This is a genomic window from Flavobacterium sp. NPDC079362 (assembly GCF_050267765.1).
In the GTDB taxonomy this organism is placed as follows: domain Bacteria; phylum Bacteroidota; class Bacteroidia; order Flavobacteriales; family Flavobacteriaceae; genus Flavobacterium; species Flavobacterium azizsancarii.
On record NZ_JBNNFM010000036.1, the window covers coordinates 1 to 18,774 of the forward strand.

Genomic DNA, 18,774 nt, shown 5'->3' on the forward strand with positions numbered 1-18,774 from the left:
GCTGCATAATCATTGATTTTAGTACTTAAATATAAGAAAAATCAATGTGTAAAACAAAAAAAAACTGCCCGAAATTACTTTTCGGACAGCCTCTTTTATGTTCAGATGAAAAGAAATTATCCTTTTAACCATGCATTTTTAAGTTTCTCTTTTGAAGCATCAGTTGCTTTAAAAGTTTCTTTTTCTTCAAATGGTACTTTCACGGTTCCTTTTACAGTTTCTTCTTTACCATTACGTTTTATTTTAAGCGTAATCGGATCGTTTTCTTTCCAGTTTTCACTTTCAGAAATCAAGTCGTAAATGTTATCTAAGTTGTATGTTTTTCCGTTTACAGCAACGATTACATCGCCGGCTTTAAGCTTTAAGTTCGTAAAGAATACATTCAGGTCAACATCAGGACGTACGCTTATTATTTTAGTCGCCGGATCAACACCAATATAAGGAGTTTGTCCTTTGATGAAAATTGATGCCGGAACTTTTTCAGACGCTTTTGTAACGCCCACTTTTGCCAAATAAAAATCGTATGGAATTGGCGTTGTTCCTGCTACATATTTATTTAAGAATTCGCCAACTTCAGGATAAGTCAATTCTGTAATTTTAGCAAAAAGTTCATTGTCATTAAATGGTTTTTCAACACCATATTCGTTTGCTAATTTATGCATCAGGTCCAGAATACCTCGTTCGCCATTACTTTTTTCTCTGATGATAATGTCAATACACATCCCAATTAAAGCTCCTTTTTGATACACATTTAAGTATTGGTCTTTGTAAGGCTGTACCAATACGTTTGCACTCATTTTGGTAAATGACATGGTATCGTTTAACGTTTTTGCTTCTTCGATTTTGCCTGCAATACGGGTATAGAATTCGTTTTCATCAATTAAACCCTGATTGATTTGAAAAAGATTCGCAAAATATTCTGTTACACCTTCATACATCCATAAATGCTCAGACATTTTTGGTGCGTTATAATCAAAATACTGAATCTCTTTTGAGTGCACAGTAAGTGGAGTCACAATATGAAAAAACTCATGAGAAACGACATCTTTCATCGATTCTATCAGTTTTTCTTTTGGCATAGATTCCGGCAGAACAACTGTAGTTGCTGTAGGATGTTCAAGAGCTCCAAAACCGTGTGCATCATCTTTTGCCATACTTGACAAATACAATAAAACGGTATATTTTTTAGTTGCATTTACTTTGCCTAAAAAGTTTTTTTGCGCCGTCATTATGGTTTTCATTTCCGGGGTAATACTTTCAGCAGTAAATTTTCCGGTAGGAGAGTAAACAGCGATCAGGATATCCATCCCGTTTACGTTAAAAGTGGTGTAATCCGGTTTAGAATACATGATTGGGTTTTCGACCAGAACTGCATAACGAGGTGTCGTAAAAACGTCGCTTGTATTGCTGGCATCTTCATCTGTCATTGAAGTTGCTCCCCAAAGTGTTTCAGGGTGGGTAATGGTAACTTTGTACGGAATATCTAATTTATCCTGAAAGTAACCTACAAAACCGTGTGTATTGATCATGAAGTTAATTCCTGCATTAATGTTGGTTCCGGCTGGCGAAAAAATATCGTCATTACCAAATCCCGTTCCTTTTTCAGTATCAAAAGTATCATTTACTAAGTAAGTGATTTTTTTTAATTTTTTTGCATCAGAAATCGACCATGAATTATCATCGATTCTTTTTACTGTCAAAGGATTTCCTTTAGCATCAAAAGCTTTAAAATCTTCTGAATTTTTACCGTAGTTATCTGTAGAATAGGTGCCCGGAACTGTTTTAGGGATACTATAAATTATTTCGTCGGTTTTGATTTGTGGAGGCGTAACAGTTACCAAAACTTTATCGTCTTTTACATCGATAAGATTAATGGTAACATCTACAACATTGCTTTTTGCAGCGCCGGATGAACTTCCTGTTTTACAGCTCCAAAGTGTTACTGCAAGAACCAAGGTATAAAGTATTTTTTTCATTTGTTTGCGTTTAGTTATTTGTATTTGACTCGTAATGTCTGAAAAAGTTACATTGACATTAAAAATATAAAAAAAACTCCTGAATTTCAGGAGTTCTGTCTTAGTCTAGTTTGTTTTTTATATAATATTTACCATCCAAATCTTCATCAAAATCATCTATTTTAACGGGTTTTGGTTTTGGTTTATTTGCAACTGCCTTCTTTTTCCACATCTCAAATTTTTCAAGTGGCATCTTCTTTTTCATGATTTCCAGAACTTCTTTTTCTGCCAATCCAAATTCCTTTTTAATGATCTCAAATGGATTTTTTTCTTCTAAGGCTAACGAAACAAGTTTTTCGGTTTGTTCCCAATTCAATTCTTTACGGTTACTCTTTTTCATCACGTGAAAATTAATTCAAAATAGGTGTTAATGATTAATAGATTGATTTTCAATTTAAGTATCAATATTAATAAAAAAAATAATTAGTTGGTGCGATGTGGGAGTTTTTTTTTAATGATTTTAACTGTTTTTTATGGATCTTGATTTTTGAAACGGAATTTGCAATAAATTTTTCAATTTATTGTTCTCTTCGGCTGTCATGTGAGTGTCTAATCCATAAATTAATTCTTCTTTTGGCAAGGTGGTAAAAGTGCCAAAAAGACGATCCCAAACCGAAAAAATATTTCCGTAATTGCTATCTGTGTAGGGCAGCACATAATGATGATGAACTTTATGCATATTGGGAGAAATGATAAAATAACTTAAAAAAATATCTAATTTATTGGGTAAAGAAATATTCGCATGATTGAACTGCGAAAAAATAACAGATAAACTTTGATATAAGAATACCATCCACATTGGGCTTCCTACTATTAATACACCCAGAGTTGTAAAAACGAAACGAATGACACTTTCTCCGGGATGATGTCTGTTGGCAGTTGTTGTATCAATCCAGGTATCAGTATGATGTACAATATGAAACCTCCATAAAAATTTTATCTTGTGCTGAACAAGATGTGCTAAATAAGCTCCAATCAGGTCTAATAAAAGTAATCCGATAATGATGTAAAGCCATATTGGTATTTGAGGCAGCCAATTCAGGATTCCAAAATGATTTTTAGTTGCCCAATTTGCAGTTTGAATCAGGATGAAAGCAAGAACAAAATTGACAATTATAGTGGTAAATGTCAGAAAGAAGTTAATTCCTGCGTGCTGCCACTTTTGATATTTCATTTGAAACAATGGGAAAGTGTTTTCTATTAACCAAAACACAGTGATTCCGCCAACCAAAATTAAGCTTCGGTGCAAAGACGGGATCGTACTAAAATATGCTGTAATATCATTCATAAATTAAAAAAATTAGATTAATAAAGTTTTAATCTGTTTGTTATGAGTAGATTGTTCTGAATTATTGGCATATAAAAAAGAGAAAACCAAATATAAATATATTCGATTTTCTCTTTAAAATGTAAATTATAGTGTGAAATATTTTATGATTTTTTAATGAGGCTTATTATAAACAATAATACCCAGGCGCCTCCAACAGCAATTAAAATTTGCCAAAGAAGACCTCCGCCTCCAATACCAAGATTACCGGCGATCCAGCCACCAATAACTCCGCCAACAATTCCAACAATAATATTACCCAGCAGTCCAAATCCTGCTCCTTTCCAGATCTGACCAGCCAGCCATCCGGAAATTGCTCCTATAAGTAAAAAATACAAGAATGCCATATGATTTTTTTTTAAGTTACAAGTAGATTTGATTAAGCCGGATCGTGATTCTGTAATAATGTTTTATACAGAAAACCGGCTACAATTGCTCCTAAAATTGGTGCAACCCAAAATAACCAGACTTGAGACAATGGTTGTCCACCAGCAAATATCGCTTGCGATAAAGATCTTGCAGGGTTTACAGAAGTATTCGTGATTGGAATACTGATTAAGTGAATTAAAGTTAGTGCTAAACCAATTGCAATACCGGCAAATTTGCCATTAGCAAACTTATCTGTAGCACCAAGAATGACCAATAAGAAAAATAAAGTAAGCACAAATTCAGCTATAAAAGCAGATTGCAATGAATAGCCATCAGGAGAAAAATCTCCGTATCCGTTCGAGGCAAAGACTCCGGCTTTTGTATTGTCGATTGCATGGCCAGCTTTACCTGTCCAGATAATAAATAACGTTCCGGCAGCAGCAAGAGCGCCAATACACTGCGAAATAATATAAGGTAACAAATCTTTTGCAGGAAATCTTCCTCCGGCCCATAAACCAAATGATACGGCAGGATTAAAATGTCCGCCCGAAATGTGTCCAACGGCATATGCCATTGTTAAAACAGTTAAACCAAAAGCCAGCGCAACACCAGCATATCCAATTCCTAACGTAGGAACTCCAGCGGCAAAAAGAGCGCTTCCACAACCTCCAAAAACTAGCCAATAAGTTCCAAAAAACTCTGCAAATAATTTTTTCATAATAAAATAATTTTAATTAATAGTTGATTGTTAAAGGGTATATTGGTATGCCCAAAAAATCAAAACGATCTGTAGGGGCAAGCGTACAAATAAAATCCACTTTGGTAAACTAAAACTTGCTTTTTTATTTTGATACATGAAAAGATTGGCAGGAAATACAGCAATTAACAATGCTATAATTCCCCATGCAGCAAAATGCATAGTAAAGGGAACAATTAAAAGGATGCCTAATATAAATTCGGCACCTCCGCTTAAAATATTTATTAATTTGGGGTTTGAAAAAAAAGGCGGAATGATTTTTATGTACATTCCGGGGTTTCGAAAATGATTTAGTCCGGCAATAATATAGAGCAGTGCCATTAAATATAAATGCCAGGGTAAATTCATGATATGTAATTGTTTATCACGAATTTATAAAAAAATTAACAATTATTACATTACAAGTAGTTTTTTTTTAACAACACATAAAATAAGTTAATTTTTACGCTTGAAATTTACATTCATAATAATGATGGCAAGAATAATTAAAACGATCCCAATCCATTGAGAAAGAATTACTTGTTCATCTAATAATACATAAGCCATCATTACAGAAACAGGAAGTTCAAGTGCAGAAACGATACTTCCCAATCCAATTCCGGTTAAGGGAAAACCTGCAGTCATTAACATTGGAGGAATAATAGTTCCGAATAAGGCAAGGATAATTCCCCATTTCATAAAAATCTCAAAGTTAAAAGGAGTAACCTGAGTAGCAATTGCAAACGAAAATACAATTATGGAACCTCCTAAAAGCATGTATAAACTTCTTTGTGCAGACGAAATCTCTGTAGCAACGCTATTTGCTGTAAACATAGTTGTAGTAAAAGATGCAGCTGCCAAAACTCCCCATGCAAGGCCGCGCCAGTCCAGAACTACATCATTATGAATGATATTGGTGGCTAAAACGGTACCAACAAGCACTATAAGTACAGCAATTACTTTTTGTTTAGAAGGCAGTTTCTTTTCTAAAATCATTTCAAGTAATACACCCATCCAAACGGTTTGCATTAATAAAACGATACCAATCGAAACCGGAATATATTTTACGGCTAAGTAATAAAACAAACTTGTCATTCCTAACGAAGTTCCTGCAATCATTAAGCTTAAAATATTTTTTTTGGTTGCTTTTTTAACTTTGTCTTTGTGTTTAATTTTCTGGAATGCATTGATTATTAAAATACCAATGATTCCTAATATGAATTGAGATGTAGTTACTTCGGCAGTGGTGTATCCTTCTGTATAGGCCATTTTTACAAAAGTGGCTAACATTCCGTAAGTTGTAGCGCCTATTGCTACTAAAAATACTCCCTTTAATACGTTGTTTTGTGACATCTTAACTTGTTTGATTAAAAAATTAAAGCCGGCAAAGGTAAGTTATTTTGTTTAGGATTTAATAAAATATGAGTACAAACATTATTATGCATTTAGTTTTATACTTGATTTCTATTGTATAATTATGAATTTGACAGGATTACATGAAAATAAGAAACCCATCAAAAAATTATATTTTGATGGGTTTGACTTTCTATGATAAGGTAAAAAAACTATTTTGCGGCAGGTTGAGTCTGATATGTTTCGATTTCGAAAATCAAAGTCGAATTTGGCGGAATTACACCTCCGGCACCTTTTTCTCCGTAAGCTAAGTTTGAAGGAAGAAAGAAAATTGCTTTTTCTCCGTCAGTCATCATATCTAATGCTTCGATAAAACCAGGAATCATTCCGTCTTTTTTACCTACAGAAAACGGAAAAGCCTGATATCCTTTTTGGGCATCACGGTTTGCATCGTATTTACCATAAGCTTTTGCTACGCTTGCTATACTGCTGTCAAAAAGATTTCCATCTTCAAAATATCCTGCATAGTGAAAATAAATGTTTGATCCTTCAGCTCCTTTTATACCAGTTCCTTTTTTAGTAATTACATATTTTAAACCAGATGCAGTTGTTGTAGCTTTAGCTTTATTAGCAGCAAAATAAGCAAGTTTTTCAGTCACTACTTTTTGAGAATCAGCTTTTTTAGCTTCTTGTTTTTTTGCATCATCTGCTAAAACTTTTACGGCATTGAATTTTTTAGCGGCATCACCTTTTCTGGTAATGGTAATTTTTGTCATAATATCATCCTGCACAATTTTGTTTACATTGTCCATTCCTGAAACTACATGACCAAAAATAGTATGTTTTCCGTTTAACCATGGGGTTTCTTTGTGCGTGATGAAAAACTGGCTGCCGTTTGTAGCAGGCCCTGAATTTGCCATAGCAAGAACGCCTCCTTTTTCAAATTTAAGTTCTTCTACGAATTCATCTTTAAAAGCAAATCCCGGGCCTCCTGAACCATTTCCGTCCGGATCTCCACCCTGAATCATAAAATCATTGATTACCCTATGAAATTTTAAACCGTCATAAAAAGGCTTGCCTTTAAGTTTTTCTACTTTTACATTAGGATTATTTCCTTCTGCCAAAGAGATAAAGTTAGCAACGGTTACAGGAGTTTTTACATACTCTAAAGATAAAACGATGTCGCCTTTTGTAGTTGATATCGTGGCAAAAATACCATCGTTAGGATTTGTAGCAGGTGCTGCTTTTGCTGCAGTTTTAGCTGCCGGAGCCTTTGGTTTTGCCACAGGCTTTTTTGTCTGAGCCTGAATATTTACTACTGCCAGGCAAAATAAAAATAAAAATTTAAACTTCATTATGTTAAGGATTTACGTTTATGTTAATCTTTTATATATAATTATTGTGGCTTTTCTAATAATTGTATTTCGAAAATAATGTTCGCATTTGGCGGGATAACTCCTCCGGCTCCGGTTGTTCCGTAAGCTAAATGAGAAGGAATAAAAAGAATCGCTTTATCTCCAAATGAAAGTTGTTCGATTCCTTCAATAAATCCGGGAATCATACCGTCTTTACGGCCTGCCTGAAACGGTATTGGCTGGTAACCGTGTTGTTCTGCTCTTGCTGCATCAAATTTTCCAAAAGCTTTATTAACGTCTTCAACGCTAGAGTCAAACAAAGTACCATCTTCAAGAAAACCTGAATAGTTAATGTATAATTGAGCTCCTGCAGCAGGTTTTTTACCTGTTCCTTTTTCGGTAATTAAATATTCTAAACCTGAACTTGTTTTAGTTGTTTTTGGTTTCACAGAAGCAAAATAGGCTACTTTTTCTTTTTGAGCTCCGCTATATTTACCTTTTTCTTTAGCAATTTCTGAAAAATAATCGCTAAATACTTTTACTGAATCAAACTTTTTAGCAGCTTCTCCATTTCTTATAATAGTTACGGCAACAATAGTATCACCTTGTTTTACCTGATTTACAACTTCCTGACCTTTTTCTACAACATGGCCAAAAATCGTATGTTTTCCGTCTAACCACGGAGTCTCAACATGTGTGATAAAGAATTGACTGCTGTTGGTTCCCGGACCATTATTAGCCATTGCTAAAACACCCGCTTTGTCAAATTTTAAATCTGTAATCTCATCTTTAAACTTATATCCTGTATCTCCTGAACCAGTTCCTTCTGGATCTCCGGTCTGAATCATGAAATCCTCGATAACTCTATGAAATTTTAGTCCGTTATAAAAAGGTTTATTTTTTAAGTAATCCTTTGCAACAAACTCATTTTTACCTTCGGCCAAGGTTACAAAATTGGCCACTGTTACAGGTGCTTTTTTATAATCTAATTCTACAATAATATGTCCTTTATTAGTTTCAATATCAGCATATAAACCATCAGGTAAGTTGCTGTGCTCGTCCTTACAAGAATATAATGAGCTAACAGTAACAGCTAGTAATAATAAAATACTCTTTTTCATTTTTAAAATGTTGTTTTTATGGGTTTATTGTATCTTTTTTCGTTGGGGCTGCAGCTTTTGGAGCTACGGTTTTTGGTGCTGAATTTTGAACTTGTCCTGTTGCAGGTGCAGTTTTTGCTGTTGGGTCCGGTACAAAATTACGAAGCGTAACAGTACAGATCAAAGACTGATTTGGACCTATTTTTTTGTTATCTCCATGATATCCGTAAGCAATATGCGAAGGAAACAGGAATGTTACAGTTTCATTTTTATGCATCATTTTAATACCATCACGTAATCCCATCATGATATCTTGCTTGTCTACATAATAAGTCTGCGGACCAAGATCAGCTTCAGAGTAAATAATTTTACCGTTTATGTCTTTTACTTCCAGATTAAAATAAGCGATATCTCCTTTTCTTGGTGTTGCAGTATCTGTCGTATTTTGTTCGTCATAATACAGCCAATATCCCTTTCTTGTGGCGTAATATTTTATCTTGGGATTACTTTTGATTATTTTTTTAATCACATCCTCTTCATTGGCTACCAGTTTTTTATTACGGTCAGCCGATTTTTTCATAAAAGTACCGGAAGCTTGAGAAATAGGGCGTCTCGCTTCTTCGTGTTGTTTACAGCTTACCAATAAAACAGCAAAAAACAGGGTATAGATGCTTCGTTTTAAGTAGTTCATATGAGGTTATATTTTTAGTTTATTTACTAAATCTTCAAACTTCTTCAGGGTTTCTTCCATCGAAACTTCTGATCTTCCACCAGCAGCATTGCTATGTCCGCCACCATTAAAGTGATCTCTTGCAAATTGGTTTACATCAAAACCTCCTTGCGAACGGAAAGAAATCTTGATGATCTTTTCGTCTTTATTTTCGATAAAAATAGCAGTAAAAACAATACCTTTTATACTAAGGCCATAATTTACGATGCCTTCAGTATCACCTTTTACATAATTAAATGAATCCAGTTCTGCCTGAGTAAGCGACATATATGAAGTTTTATGTGCTTCCAGCACTTTCATATTCTGTAATGCGCGACCCAATAATTGCAAACGGCTGTATGAACTGTTATCGAATAATAAAATTGGAATCTGTGTATTTTCAACTCCCAGATCAATTAATTCAGCAATGATCCTATGCGTGTTTCCCGTTGTTCCCGGAAAACGAAATGAACCAGAATCAGTTAATATTCCAGTATAAATGCATGTTGCAATAGTTTTGTCGATATCTTCTTTTTTTCCTAAAAAAGAAATGAAGTTATAAACCATCTCGCAAGTCGATCCAAATGAAGTATCAGAATACGTATAGGCAGCATAATCATCCGGTTTTTGATGATGATCGATCATAATAAACGGAGCCGTAAGCTTCGTTAAAGTATGTTCCATTTCACCCGTACGATGAAAAGCATTAAAGTCGAGTGTAAAGATTAACTCAGCTTCTTCTAATATTTTGGTACAGTTTTCAGTGTCTTTTTCAAAGATTTTTACCGTTTCAGAACCTGGTAGCCAGGCTAAAAAATCAGGGAAATCGTTTGGCGCAATCACAGTTGGATGATGATTGTTTTTTAATAAAAAATGGTATAAACCTAAGGTTGAACCCATAGCATCACCGTCAGGACCTCTATGCGGAATTATGGCGATTTTCTTTGGGGTTGCGAGTAACAATTGTATCGCTTGAATATCTTGTATTTTCATAGTGTGCGAATTTACATTTTTTTAATGTAATGTTGAAATCATTTTACAGATTAACACACTTTTATGTCGGTTGTGAATTGTAAGATGTAAATTGTAGGTTTTGAAATTTTATTTTGCAGAGATTCTCAAAGAAATCGCAGAGATTCAAAAAAGAAATGGAAAGAAGATTAATTTGGTTTCTTTTGGAATTTGGAATTTAATTTTTGGAATTTAAATTGGTACGCGGATGAAACAGATTCGCTAAAGCAAAAACGCAGATTTAAACGGATTTTTTAATGCTGGATTTATTTTGTTAGAAAATTATAAATCCAAAATATTCAATTGATTGTTTGGTGTTTAATGTGTTGAAAATATAAAATGATTCGTTGAGTTTGCACTGAAAACTGAGACTGTAACTATGACTAAGAAAGAGACTGAGACTGAAAACTGAAAACTGCGGCTAAAAAACTATATTAAAACCATTTCTGGTACAACTTATATTTTGCTCCCTTAACAATTTGTGATTTATAAATTCCCACAGAACCTGAAGAAAAATAAGCGATTGTACAAGCGATAGCAATGAAAATCCCGGGTTGAATGCCAAAAAGTTCCATACCCATAATCGTGCAGGCGATAGGAGTGTGGGTAGCTCCTGAAAAGACAGCTACAAAGCCTAAACCAGCCAGGAATGCAATTGGCAGCGGAATAATTAATGACAAAGCACTTCCTAAAGTAGCACCTACAAAAAATAAAGGAGTTACTTCTCCGCCCTTAAAACCTGCTCCTAAAGTAAATCCGGTAAACAAAATCTTAAGCAGGAAATCATACCATGGGTTGGCATTTGAAAAGGAATCTACAATTACCGGAACGCCTAATCCGGCGAATTTTGTAAACCCAAAACCTGCAATCGCAATCGCTAAAATAATTCCGCCAATAAATGGGCGTAATGGGGGATATTTAATGTTTTTTGAAAAAATAGAACTCCAAAAGTGAGTACTTCTCGAAAAGAGCAAAGCGGCCAAACCAGATAAAAAGCCAATTATAATCACATAAAATAAAGTGGTCGGGCTAATTTCTGGAACGACAGGAATGCTGTAATGCGTATGTTTTATCTGCCAGAATTCGACAGTAAAATAAGCTGTGTACGCCACCAGAAAAGATAAGATAATACTTTTTAGATTGATTTTGCTGAAATATAAAACTTCTAAGGCAAAAATAGCTCCAGCGATAGGAGTTCCAAAAACGGATGCGAAACCAGCACTGATTCCAAGGATAATTAAAATTTTGCGTTCAGCATTGTCTAAATTAAAAAGTCTGGTAAACTGGTCAGCAATTGCGCCGCCCATTTGTACGGCAGTTCCTTCACGACCTGCAGAACCTCCAAATAAATGTGTGAGTAAGGTTCCTAAAAGTACCAGAGGAGCCATCTTAAACGGAATAACTTTTTTGGGCGTTTCATATTCTTCCAATAATAAATTATTTCCCTTTACAACAGATTCGCCCCAATAATAGTAACTCAGCCCCACTAATAATCCTCCAAAAGGTAAAAGCCAGATAATCCAGTCGTGGTGAATTCTAAATTGTGTAACCCATTCCAGGGCAACTAAGAAAAACGCAGACGCAGATCCTGAAAAAACACCTATAAAAATGCATATCAAAATCCATTTGAAAGTGGTCAGGAATATATCTTTTAGTTTTGAAAATACCATTAATTGTAAAAAGTTTTTTGCCACGAATTTCACGAATTTTCACGAATTAAAGCCTCTTAATTAAAAAAAAACCAAAAAATATTTTTAAATCTTTTAATCTGTGGCAAAAAAATATTCGCAGCAAAAAAAAAATTATCCCTGCACTACAGCTGTAAATTCAATTTCAACTAAATATTCAGGTGCCACCAGTTTACTGATTTCATAAAAACCCGTTGTAGGTTTTATATCTTTAAAAAATGAAGCGTGAGCTCTTGCCACTTCTTCAAAAGAAGTGATATCCGTTGTAAAGATTCTGGTTCTGATGACATCTTTCATTCCAACATTCAGATCTTCCAAAACTTTTTCAACACGTTCCAGGATGTTATAGGTTTGAGCATAAGCATCGTCAGCTTTTACTTTTTCGCCATCAACAATTGCTACAGTTCCAGAAACTTCGATGATATTGCCAATTCTTACCGCACGGCAATATCCCATTTTGTCTTCCCAAGGTGATCCTGTTAAGATATTTTCTCTTTTCATTTCTTCTATTTTATAGAATTTGTTTTATTTCTTTAAAATCAAATTCAGGTTAGTTAATTTCGCTGCAATTTATAAAATATGAGGATGAAAAGGAGTACGATTCATTTGAAATCCCTTCGTAAATCATTCTTTTTTGTGATATTTTTTGGGGACAGAATTATTTTTCTTCGCCTGTTGAGCGTAATGCTAAAAAAATGTTTTAACACATAGAAATATAGATATAACGCCTCTTTTACACCAACAATAGCTATGTTTCTATGTGTTAAAATTAATTTGAACAAAATATCTTCCTTATTCTATTTGATAGTGTTCATAAAGGCGAAGTTTATTTTGAGTAGCTGTAAGATTTTGTTGCAGGACTTCGATTTTATTTAATAAGTTGGCGATCGCGTCAATACCTTCTAAGTTAATTTTAAGATCATAATGAAGGCGGATCATTTTCTCGACAGCTGGCAATTGTTCAGGTTGTAGATATTCGTCTTCTTCGAGAATAATAATTTGCACCAACCCATAATTGTGTAAATCTGTTATAAACGTATTGTCAATTTCGTGATACAGACAAAACTGTTTTATTTGAATTAAGTTTTTACTATTCATGATTTCTTAATTTAGCTAATTCCTGGAATAATTCTTTTTCTTTTGCGGATAAGTTTGTTGGGATTTTTATGGTATACGTGATGTATAAATCTCCAAATTGATTTTCTTTTTTATAAATAGGAAAACCTTTTCCCTTCAATTTAACCTTCGTTCCCGGCTGAGTTTCCGGAACTACTTTTATTTTTACTTTTCCATCAAAAGTATTTACATAGATTTCTCCACCTAATATTGCGGTGTATAGATCAAGATCAACATCGGCGTATAAATTATTGCCTTCTCGTTTAAAATCGGAGTTATTTTCAATTGAAAAAGTAATGTATAAATCGCCATTAGGTCCGCCGTTTGCTCCCGGTGCACCATGATTTGGAATTTTTATAATTTGCCCGTTTTCAACTCCTGCCGGAATTGTAATTCGGATATTTTTACCGTTTACAGTCAGGTTTTGTTTGTGAGTTGTATAAGCAGCTGTAAGATCTAATTGTAATTCGGCATTAAAATCCTGTCCTCTGTATTTTGCCTGTCCTCTTGAGCTCCTTCCTGCAGAACCATACATAGAATTGAAGAAATCAGAAAAATCGCCACCGGCAAAATCGCCTCCAAAATCTGAATAACTCTGACCTCCGTCTTGTTGTTGTGTTGAATATTGTTGCTGGTTAGGATCGTAACCAGCTTTTTCGAACTCATCAGCATGTTTCCAGTCTTTTCCGTATTTATCGTATTTTTTGCGATTTTCAGGATTACTCAAAACTTCATTTGCTTCATTTATTTCCTTGAATTTTTTCTCGGCTTCCTTATCATTCGGATTCAAATCAGGATGATATTTGCGGGCTAATTTTCGATATGCTTTTTTGATCTCAGCTTCTGTAGCTGATTTCGTGATTCCTAATGCTTTATAATAGTCAATGTAATCCATTTGCTTGTGTTTTAATAAAGATAAATTAAAGCCTTGAAGTTAAGGAATAAGTTGCTAATTATCAAAATCATGAAGCTCTTTTTAATATAAAAAATCGGATAAAAAAATCGGATGCTGTTTTTGGTAATATTTGATTTTAATTTGGGCTTCTTGTTTTTTGGCAGGTTTTTTGATTCCAAAAAATTGCCTAATATATTGTTATAATAGTCTTAAAGTTGTAGAGCCAAACTAAATTATGCTATTTTTGTGATGCTATACTTTGATTTTATAAAAATTATAAAAGCCGATTCGATAATACTTTTTCAATGAAGCACATTTTATTTTTCATATTATTTTTTACAGCTGTCACCGTATCAGCTCAAACTGAATTTAGTACTAAATTCAAGAGTATTCCGGCACCTAAGTTTAGTGCAAAACCCAAAAAAGTGCCTTTGCCGGAAGTCAAAGATCCTCAGGCTGATAATATGGATATGCCAAGTATTAAGACGCCAAATGTTTTTGAACATACCAGTATTACTCCCAAATCTCAATTGCAGGTAGGAGCAGAGAAAAGTAAATTTACCATGTCTACAGAAACTGAATTTGCCAATCCGGGAGATCGTTTTGTACCTAAAATGGAGAAAGATCTGGACAAAGCATTAAAAGATGCCGGACTAAAAGAAGGTCGTGGACAATTGGTGAGGCGAAATATTTCGTTAGGAGATTTTAGAACAAAATCGAAATTTTTTATTGTGAAACTAAGGGATTTTGGTGCAATCGATGGTGACCTGGTAAAAGTATCTTCTAATGATAAAGTGATTAAAGACCAGATATTTTTAGAATCCAATTTTAAAGAAGTCAAGATTATGCTGGACAACGGCTTTAATAAATTAGATTTTGAAGCGTTAAATATTGGTTCCCTTGGTGGAAATACTGCCGAAATCAGGGTTTATGATGACAAAGGACAATTGGTTACCAATGATTATTGGGACAATCTTGCAGCAGGTTTTAAAGCTTCGATAGTAGTTACTAAAGAAGAATAAAACAGCTAATTGCTTTTACATAAAAAAAACATAGTCCCTGGGCTTTGGTCAATGTCATTAATTTAAGCTTTTTTAAGGCAATTATCACCAACCAATTTTCAAACAAATAGTCGCTTGATTTTTAATCGTTTAGTTTATTTACTAGTATTGAATACGCGTAATAAGATGGCTTTAGCCAAATCAAGTATTTTTGGTTAAAGCCATTCAGATTGATATTATATTAACTCCAGCTAAAGCTGGAGCCAATTCAAAAAAAACTTAACTTAATGAAATCGAACGTCGGGATGGGATGTATTATAAATAAGCGAATCGTCTGGTTTTGGGTTTCAAATAGCTATGTTTCTATGTGTTTCAATTGTATTTTCTGTCTCTTGCTTATTCTTTTGCAATGACAAGTTCATTTTTCTCTTCACCGGTTTCTTTCAGCATAAAACTTACTATAACAGCAATTGAGATTCCTATAATCCAGAATAAACCTGCTTGCTGAAAATGAAGCGTTTTATCAAGATTACTTGCAAGGGTTTTGCCAAATAGGTGACTGAATAATGGACTTAAAAGTGTTGTAACTCCAAAAGTTATAAAGTTAATAGCTCCTGTAGCACTTCCTTTTACATGATCGGGATTCGCTTCTTTGATTATAGAATAGGGAATCATTGCGGCTCCGGAAGCGACGCCTAATAAAAACATACTGATTTTTACAGGAAGCACGTCCGGGAAATACAATAGCTGGACGAAACTTAAAATCATCATTACTGCACCAAATATTAAGACGGGTTTTCGTTTTTTTATCTTATCTGTAATATATCCCAATAGCGGACATCCGAATACCCAGCCAAAAGCTACCATTGCACTAGAAATTGTTGCCGTATGAAAATCTAAAGCTCTGTCTTTCTGAAAAAAGTCAACGGCCCACGTCATGGCAAAGATAGTTGTAGGCGCAAATAATAATCCTGAAACTATACCGCATAACCATGATTGCGGATTACTAAAAACAATTTTGTAAGGACTTAATATGCCTTGTTTCTTTTGATCGGGTACTGTCTTTTCTTCAATTCTGTTTGCAGGAGTTATAAACCAAAGTCCAAAAGCAACAATGATAGTAAAGATTCCAACGGATAACCAAAAGGTATTAATATCCATTCCTTTTTCAATCAAAGGCCCTACAACAAATTGTCCTGCTGAGCCTCCAAGCATTCCAAAACATTGTGTAAATCCAATTGCAGTCGCCAAAGATTTTGCCGAAAAACCTTTACTGGCAAGATATACACAACCGGGAAACGCAAAGGCACATCCGGCGCCCTGAAATAATCGTCCTGTTACACCACTAAATTGACTTGAAATCATGAATAGTAAACATCCACTTCCTAAAATAAGCGCTCCGGCAAAAAGCGAGTATTTTGCTCCAAAACGATCCAAAGCAATTCCTGCAATTAAACTACAGGTAGAATAGGTGTAATAATAAGTTCCAATTATGGTTACCAGTCTTATCTCACTGACAGAAAAACTATGAGAAAGCTCCGGGAGCATTACTGCAGGAGCAGAGCGTATTACATAATCTAAAAAATAGAAAACCAAACCAAATACCCATGCGATCACGTAATATTTGGTGTATGATTTATTAGTATTGATATCCATAAAATATATTTCTTTTTATTTGAGGTGTAGGTATTAAAATGAACACGAATTTCATGAATTTGCACAAAACTAAATGGAGAAATTTTGTTTGTGAAATTAATTCTACAAATTGAATTTCACAAATTGAATAAGTGAAAATTAGTGAAATTCGTGTTTAAATCTGTTTTTAAATGCCTTCTTTCAGGTGTTTGTAATTGGATTTAACAGTGTCGAAAACTTCATCCATTTTGCCGCCAAGCATTAATCTCGTCATTGATTTTGCCATACCTACCACTTGTTCCCATTCTACTTTTGGAGGCATTGCAAGGGCATTTGGATTAGTAAAGATATTCAGTAAAACAGGACCGTTATGCAGGAATGCATTTTCAATTGCTCCCTGAACCTCTTCGGGTTTGTGAACATTTACACCCTGAAAACCCATTGCCTGAGCAATCAGTCCAAAATCAGGATTGACCATATCAGTTTCGTTATCTGGCAGTCCGCCAACTTCCATCTCCAGTTTTACCATCCCCAAAGCACGATTATTAAAGACAATAATTTTAATGGGAATATTATATTGTTTAATGGTTGCTAAATCTCCTAAAAGCATCGACAAGCCGCCATCACCACACATAGCAATAACTTGTCTTTCAGGGTGTGCGAGTGCTGCACCAATCGCCATTGGCATTGCATTGGCCATCGATCCGTGATTAAACGAGCCCAGCATTGTTCGTTCTCCTGTGCCTTTTATAAAACGGGCTCCCCAAACGCAGGTCATTCCGGTATCAACCGTAAAAATGGCATCTTTAGTTGCTAATTTATCGATAATATGTGCCACATATTCCGGTTGAATGGTGTCTTCTCCGCCGTTATCTTTAATATAGATGTTCATGTTTTCTTTTACACTGGCATAAAATTTAAGTTGTGCCTGTAAAAAACTATCATCTGTTTTGTTTTCTAATAATGGTAATAAAGCTTCAATGGTATCGCCCACATCACCGCATAATCCCATATAGAGATTGGCTCTTCGTCCTAAACGTTCCGTGCTGGTGTCGATTTGAATGATTTTATTATCTGTAGGCATGAATTTATCATAGGGAAAATCAGTTCCTAATAATAAAACCAAATGAGACTCATGCATGCTGTGATAAGCAGAAGGCTGCCCGAGTAAACCTGTCATTCCTATTTCGTTAGGATTATTGGGTTGGATGCTCATTTTTCCTCTAAAAGAATATCCTACAGGCGCTTTGATATGTTGTGATAATTGTACGACCTGATCGTGTGCTTTGTCAGAACCAATTCCGCAGAATAAAGTGATTTTTGTACTTTCGTTTATAGCTTTTGCTAAATGTTGTAATTCCTGATCAGAAGGTCGGATAACGGGATTACAATGAAAATACTGAGTCGAAATATTGCTTTCAACCGCTTTTAACTCAGAAACATCTCCGGGTAAACCAATAACAGCGACACCTTTTTTGCCTAATGCATGTTGTATGGCGGTTTGTATAATTCGCGGGGCTTGCTCAGCAGTCATAATCATTTGATTATAGTAACTGCAATCGTCAAAAAGTTTGATTGTGTTTGTTTCCTGAAAATAATCCATACCCATTTCGTGGGTATTTATGGTGGATGCGATGGCTAACAAAGGCACATGTGAGCGATGTGCATCATATAAACCATTTATTAAATGAACATGTCCGGGACCGCAACTTCCGGCGCAAACCGCAAAACCATCCAATTCAGCTTCGGCAGCTGCGGCATAAGCGCCAACTTCTTCATGCCGAACATGAATCCATTTTATCTTTCCGTTTCTTCGTATTGCATCATTAAAATGATTTAAACTATCGCCGGTAACCGCATAAACGCGTTTTACACCAGCTTCTACCAACATGTCAACTAATTGTTCTGCAACTATTTTACTCATGGATTATATTTTTAAAATTAATATTAGATCGTATAAACATTGGTTATGGTTTACTTTCTTAATGATTACTTTTTAAGATAAACTGGGTTATGATGTAAAAATGATTTGGTATGGTCTTATAAATTTAAGGATTTTTTTTGAAGATTCTGAGAGACTGAGGTTCTAAGTTACTAAGTTTTTTTTTGAAGGCACAAAGCGACAAAGGTTCAAAGGGACAAAGTTTTTTTTTTAGGTTCAAAGCAACAGAGGTTCAAAGGGACAAAGTTTTTGCACTTTGTTTACCTCTGTCCCTAAACTTCGGGATTGTTGCTTTGCAACTCAGTCCCTACGGGCAATGTCATTAAGTTAAGGGGGAATCTATAAAATTATTTAACAGTTTAATCAAGAAAATAATTAGAAAAATCCGTTTTTACCAGCGTTTTCGCTTTAGCGAATCAGTAAAATCAGCGTCTAATTTTGACGCGGATAAGAGAGATTTACTTCGTAAAAACGCGGATAAAAACGGATTTGAGCTGCAATAATTTTATTAAAAGCTTAACC

The 18,774-nt window shown here is 34.6% G+C and carries 18 protein-coding genes; 1 reads left to right on the top strand and 17 read right to left on the bottom strand.

All coding sequences use genetic code 11. The features are described from left to right. Nucleotides 1-116: 116 nt before the first annotated feature. The 15 genes from ACQKCJ_RS21065 to ACQKCJ_RS21135 all read right to left on the bottom strand — a co-directional run bounded on the left by ACQKCJ_RS21065 (nt 117) and on the right by ACQKCJ_RS21135 (nt 13,674). Entirely contained in the window at nt 117-1,976 is a 1,860-nt protein-coding gene (locus tag ACQKCJ_RS21065) for a PDZ domain-containing protein (RefSeq protein WP_271337078.1), read from the bottom strand. 100 nt (nt 1,977-2,076) lie between these two features. Then, nucleotides 2,077-2,355, bottom strand: a complete 279-nt coding sequence (locus ACQKCJ_RS21070) for a DUF2805 domain-containing protein (protein WP_213297686.1) — start codon at nt 2,353-2,355, stop codon at nt 2,077-2,079. Between the two features lie 120 nt (nt 2,356-2,475). Then, a complete protein-coding gene (locus ACQKCJ_RS21075; RefSeq protein WP_271337079.1) occupies nt 2,476-3,303 on the bottom strand; it encodes a sterol desaturase family protein in 828 nt (275 codons plus the stop codon). 143 nt (nt 3,304-3,446) lie between these two features. Beyond that, nucleotides 3,447-3,689 carry a GlsB/YeaQ/YmgE family stress response membrane protein gene (locus tag ACQKCJ_RS21080; protein ID WP_271337080.1) on the bottom strand — a complete coding sequence of 81 codons (243 nt, stop codon included), beginning with the start codon at nt 3,687-3,689 and terminating at the stop codon, nt 3,447-3,449. Between the two features lie 32 nt (nt 3,690-3,721). Further along, nucleotides 3,722-4,429, bottom strand: a complete 708-nt coding sequence (aqpZ, locus tag ACQKCJ_RS21085) for an aquaporin Z (protein ID WP_271337081.1) — start codon at nt 4,427-4,429, stop codon at nt 3,722-3,724. Between the two features lie 30 nt (nt 4,430-4,459). After that, on the bottom strand, nt 4,460-4,816 hold the full coding sequence (locus tag ACQKCJ_RS21090) for a DoxX family protein (RefSeq protein WP_271337082.1): 357 nt from the start codon (nt 4,814-4,816) through the stop codon (nt 4,460-4,462). A gap of 87 nt (nt 4,817-4,903) precedes the next feature. Further along, a complete protein-coding gene (locus tag ACQKCJ_RS21095; RefSeq protein WP_271337083.1) occupies nt 4,904-5,800 on the bottom strand; it encodes an EamA family transporter in 897 nt (298 codons plus the stop codon). Nucleotides 5,801-6,012: 212 nt separating this feature from the next. Then, the gene (locus ACQKCJ_RS21100; RefSeq protein WP_271337084.1) at nt 6,013-7,155 is read right to left on the bottom strand and encodes a peptidylprolyl isomerase; all 1,143 of its coding nucleotides are present in this window, start codon (nt 7,153-7,155) and stop codon (nt 6,013-6,015) included. A 41-nt stretch (nt 7,156-7,196) separates the two neighbouring features. Further along, the gene (locus ACQKCJ_RS21105) at nt 7,197-8,276 is read right to left on the bottom strand and encodes a peptidylprolyl isomerase (protein WP_271337085.1); all 1,080 of its coding nucleotides are present in this window, start codon (nt 8,274-8,276) and stop codon (nt 7,197-7,199) included. 16 nt (nt 8,277-8,292) lie between these two features. After that, nucleotides 8,293-8,946, bottom strand: coding sequence for a gliding motility-associated peptidyl-prolyl isomerase GldI (gene gldI / locus ACQKCJ_RS21110; RefSeq protein WP_427402865.1), 654 nt, complete (start codon nt 8,944-8,946; stop codon nt 8,293-8,295). A gap of 6 nt (nt 8,947-8,952) precedes the next feature. Next, nucleotides 8,953-9,957, bottom strand: a complete 1,005-nt coding sequence (locus ACQKCJ_RS21115) for a DHH family phosphoesterase (RefSeq protein WP_271337087.1) — start codon at nt 9,955-9,957, stop codon at nt 8,953-8,955. A 452-nt stretch (nt 9,958-10,409) separates the two neighbouring features. Beyond that, nucleotides 10,410-11,645, bottom strand: coding sequence for a voltage-gated chloride channel family protein (locus ACQKCJ_RS21120; protein WP_271337107.1), 1,236 nt, complete (start codon nt 11,643-11,645; stop codon nt 10,410-10,412). Nucleotides 11,646-11,777: 132 nt separating this feature from the next. Further along, nucleotides 11,778-12,164: a RidA family protein gene (locus tag ACQKCJ_RS21125; RefSeq protein ID WP_271337088.1), complete on the bottom strand. Its 387-nt coding sequence runs from the start codon at nt 12,162-12,164 to the stop codon at nt 11,778-11,780. A gap of 291 nt (nt 12,165-12,455) precedes the next feature. Further along, nucleotides 12,456-12,761, bottom strand: a complete 306-nt coding sequence (locus ACQKCJ_RS21130; RefSeq protein WP_271337089.1) for a chaperone modulator CbpM — start codon at nt 12,759-12,761, stop codon at nt 12,456-12,458. Then, nucleotides 12,754-13,674: a DnaJ C-terminal domain-containing protein gene (locus ACQKCJ_RS21135; RefSeq protein ID WP_427402866.1), complete on the bottom strand. Its 921-nt coding sequence runs from the start codon at nt 13,672-13,674 to the stop codon at nt 12,754-12,756. The genes ACQKCJ_RS21130 and ACQKCJ_RS21135 overlap by 8 nt, the downstream gene beginning before the upstream one ends. Nucleotides 13,675-13,979: 305 nt before the next feature. Between ACQKCJ_RS21135 and ACQKCJ_RS21140 the strand changes: the two genes are divergently transcribed. Then, the gene (locus ACQKCJ_RS21140) at nt 13,980-14,696 is read left to right on the top strand and encodes a hypothetical protein (protein ID WP_271337091.1); all 717 of its coding nucleotides are present in this window, start codon (nt 13,980-13,982) and stop codon (nt 14,694-14,696) included. 375 nt (nt 14,697-15,071) lie between these two features. Here ACQKCJ_RS21140 and ACQKCJ_RS21145 read toward each other — a convergent pair whose 3' ends face one another. Beyond that, nucleotides 15,072-16,331, bottom strand: coding sequence for an MFS transporter (locus ACQKCJ_RS21145; RefSeq protein ID WP_271337092.1), 1,260 nt, complete (start codon nt 16,329-16,331; stop codon nt 15,072-15,074). A 166-nt stretch (nt 16,332-16,497) separates the two neighbouring features. Next, nucleotides 16,498-18,234 carry a thiamine pyrophosphate-dependent enzyme gene (locus ACQKCJ_RS21150; RefSeq protein WP_271337093.1) on the bottom strand — a complete coding sequence of 579 codons (1,737 nt, stop codon included), beginning with the start codon at nt 18,232-18,234 and terminating at the stop codon, nt 16,498-16,500. Between the last annotated feature and the right edge of the window lie 540 nt (nt 18,235-18,774).

What these genes read in the sequence shown, in the direction of transcription:
- ACQKCJ_RS21115 (WP_271337087.1), bottom strand. Translation starts at nt 9,957, where the DNA reads ATGAAAATACAAGATATTCAAGCGATACAATTGTTACTCGCAACCCCA.
- ACQKCJ_RS21125 (WP_271337088.1), bottom strand. Translation starts at nt 12,164, where the DNA reads ATGAAAAGAGAAAATATCTTAACAGGATCACCTTGGGAAGACAAAATG.
- ACQKCJ_RS21130 (WP_271337089.1), bottom strand. Translation starts at nt 12,761, where the DNA reads ATGAATAGTAAAAACTTAATTCAAATAAAACAGTTTTGTCTGTATCAC.
- ACQKCJ_RS21095 (WP_271337083.1), bottom strand. Translation starts at nt 5,800, where the DNA reads ATGTCACAAAACAACGTATTAAAGGGAGTATTTTTAGTAGCAATAGGC.
- ACQKCJ_RS21145 (WP_271337092.1), bottom strand. Translation starts at nt 16,331, where the DNA reads ATGGATATCAATACTAATAAATCATACACCAAATATTACGTGATCGCA.
- ACQKCJ_RS21135 (WP_427402866.1), bottom strand. Translation starts at nt 13,674, where the DNA reads ATGGATTACATTGACTATTATAAAGCATTAGGAATCACGAAATCAGCT.
- ACQKCJ_RS21080 (WP_271337080.1), bottom strand. Translation starts at nt 3,689, where the DNA reads ATGGCATTCTTGTATTTTTTACTTATAGGAGCAATTTCCGGATGGCTG.
- ACQKCJ_RS21120 (WP_271337107.1), bottom strand. Translation starts at nt 11,645, where the DNA reads ATGGTATTTTCAAAACTAAAAGATATATTCCTGACCACTTTCAAATGG.
- ACQKCJ_RS21100 (WP_271337084.1), bottom strand. Translation starts at nt 7,155, where the DNA reads ATGAAGTTTAAATTTTTATTTTTATTTTGCCTGGCAGTAGTAAATATT.
- ACQKCJ_RS21090 (WP_271337082.1), bottom strand. Translation starts at nt 4,816, where the DNA reads ATGAATTTACCCTGGCATTTATATTTAATGGCACTGCTCTATATTATT.
- ACQKCJ_RS21105 (WP_271337085.1), bottom strand. Translation starts at nt 8,276, where the DNA reads ATGAAAAAGAGTATTTTATTATTACTAGCTGTTACTGTTAGCTCATTA.
- ACQKCJ_RS21150 (WP_271337093.1), bottom strand. Translation starts at nt 18,234, where the DNA reads ATGAGTAAAATAGTTGCAGAACAATTAGTTGACATGTTGGTAGAAGCT.
- gldI (WP_427402865.1), bottom strand. Translation starts at nt 8,946, where the DNA reads ATGAACTACTTAAAACGAAGCATCTATACCCTGTTTTTTGCTGTTTTA.
- ACQKCJ_RS21075 (WP_271337079.1), bottom strand. Translation starts at nt 3,303, where the DNA reads ATGAATGATATTACAGCATATTTTAGTACGATCCCGTCTTTGCACCGA.
- ACQKCJ_RS21140 (WP_271337091.1), top strand. Translation starts at nt 13,980, where the DNA reads ATGAAGCACATTTTATTTTTCATATTATTTTTTACAGCTGTCACCGTA.
- ACQKCJ_RS21070 (WP_213297686.1), bottom strand. Translation starts at nt 2,355, where the DNA reads ATGAAAAAGAGTAACCGTAAAGAATTGAATTGGGAACAAACCGAAAAA.
- aqpZ (WP_271337081.1), bottom strand. Translation starts at nt 4,429, where the DNA reads ATGAAAAAATTATTTGCAGAGTTTTTTGGAACTTATTGGCTAGTTTTT.
- ACQKCJ_RS21065 (WP_271337078.1), bottom strand. Translation starts at nt 1,976, where the DNA reads ATGAAAAAAATACTTTATACCTTGGTTCTTGCAGTAACACTTTGGAGC.